Origin of the sequence: Streptomyces shenzhenensis, assembly GCF_021462265.1 — a bacterium.
GTDB classification, from domain to species: Bacteria; Actinomycetota; Actinomycetes; order Streptomycetales; family Streptomycetaceae; genus Streptomyces; species Streptomyces shenzhenensis.
This window is the reverse complement of sequence record NZ_JAJONF010000143.1, coordinates 1-1,637: the sequence shown is the minus strand read 5'-3', so window position 1 is coordinate 1,637 and position 1,637 is coordinate 1. Positions and strand designations below refer to the sequence as shown.

Here is a 1,637-nt window from a genome sequence, read left to right as displayed (position 1 = left end):
CTTAGAGGGCTTCTCGAAACCGAGTGCGGAGCTTGGGGTTCCGTACGGGTGTGCTGTTCAGGTGATTGTGGCCGCGCGGGGGCATGAAGGCAGGGCCTCTCGGTAGCACAGAGGGTGTCTACGCCACTGCTCACCGGGAGGCCCTGTTGCCGCAGTTGTATCGGCCGGCTGTGAAACAGTCCATTCCGGACACGCGGACGTGTGACTGCTTCGCCCACACGTACGGCAACGCCGCGGACCATCCGTCCGGCGGGCACTGCTATCCGACCGACATGAGGGACGCGGAGTGGGCGGCGGTCCGCGACATGATCCCGAAGCCCGCGTGGGCCGAGGGCCGGGGTGGCCGGCCGGAGGAGTACTGCCAGCGGGACATACTCGACGCGATCCGGTATGTGGTGGACAACGGTGTGAAGTGGCCTGCGCTGCCTGCCGATTACCCGCCGTGGAAGGCGGTGCACCGGTTCTTCACCCGCTGGCGCAAGCAGGGGCTGACCGGCGAGTTCCACGACCGGCTCCGTGCCGCGACCCGCGAAGCGGCGGGCCGGGATGCGGAGCCGACGGCGGGGGCGATCGACTCGCAGTCCGCGAAAGGCACGTCGACGGTCGCGGCCACGACCAGCGGCTATGACGGCGGGAAGAAGATCAAAGGGCGCAAGCGGCACATCGTGGTGGACACGCTCGGCCTGCTCCTGGCGGTCATGGTCACCCCCGCCTCGACGGGGGACCGGGACGCCGCCCAGGACCTCCTGGCCCAGGCCACCAGGCGGCATCACCGGCTCAGGCGCGTATGGGCGGACAGCGGATACACCGGCATGCTGGTGGGCTGGTGCGCGACCGCCTTGAACCTGACGCTGACCGTCATCCGCCGCAGCGACGGCCACAAAGGCTTCGTCGTGCTGCCCAAACGGTGGATCGCCGAGCGGACCTTCGCCTGGCTCACCCGCTCCCGGCGCCTGGCCCGCGACTACGAGCGGCTGCCCGCGTCCTCGGAAGCGATGATCCTGTGGTCGATGACCATGGTCATGACCCGCCGCCTCGGCCGTTGCCGCAGGCGAACCGGCCCGGTGCCGGCTCGTGCGCCCATCCCCGCGCAACGAGCCGCTTGAGCTTGCACCGCACACCCTCGATCTTCGCCGGAACCACCTCCAGCCCCAACAAGGCAGTGATCTCACGGCAGTTCAGCGGCTGACCGCCAGTGGCGCGGCGTTCGGCCAGCAGCCCCATGACCTGCTGATATCCCGGCGCCAGCACCTCGGCCGACAACCCCTCCCGCCAGACCGGAACCAGTGACCCGGGTTTCACCGCCGACGGCGTCCTGGCCTCGTTCCCTTCCGGCGGCTTCCCCGCCACAGCCTCCTGGCCTACGGTCTCACCCGCGTCCCACACCTCGCCGACCCGCCTGCGGGCGATCAGCCACTCGTCCCACTCCGACTGCGCCGCCTCCAACTCGGCCTGCAACTCCTCCACCCGCTTCCGGGCCGCCCGCTCCCGCTCCTCCAGAAGCCCCAGCACCGACGCCATCACACACCTCCAGCACGCCACCTCCACGAACGCACCGGACCTACCGCACCCGCCCCCGCATCACTCCTCACCAGCACAAACCCAGCCACCACACTCGGTTTCGAGAAGCCCTCTTA

2 protein-coding genes are annotated in these 1,637 nt (G+C 69.5%); one reads left to right on the top strand and one right to left on the bottom strand.

The features are described 5' to 3' along the window. Positions 1-170 precede the first annotated feature (170 nt). On the top strand, positions 171-1,106 hold the full coding sequence (locus tag LQ326_RS47100) for an IS5 family transposase (protein ID WP_234545365.1): 936 nt from the start codon (positions 171-173) through the stop codon (positions 1,104-1,106). Here the strand turns inward: LQ326_RS47100 and LQ326_RS47095 are convergent. Continuing rightward, a complete protein-coding gene (locus LQ326_RS47095) occupies positions 1,021-1,521 on the bottom strand; it encodes a hypothetical protein (protein WP_234545364.1) in 501 nt (166 codons plus the stop codon). The genes LQ326_RS47100 and LQ326_RS47095 overlap by 86 nt on opposite strands. Between the last annotated feature and the right edge of the window lie 116 nt (positions 1,522-1,637).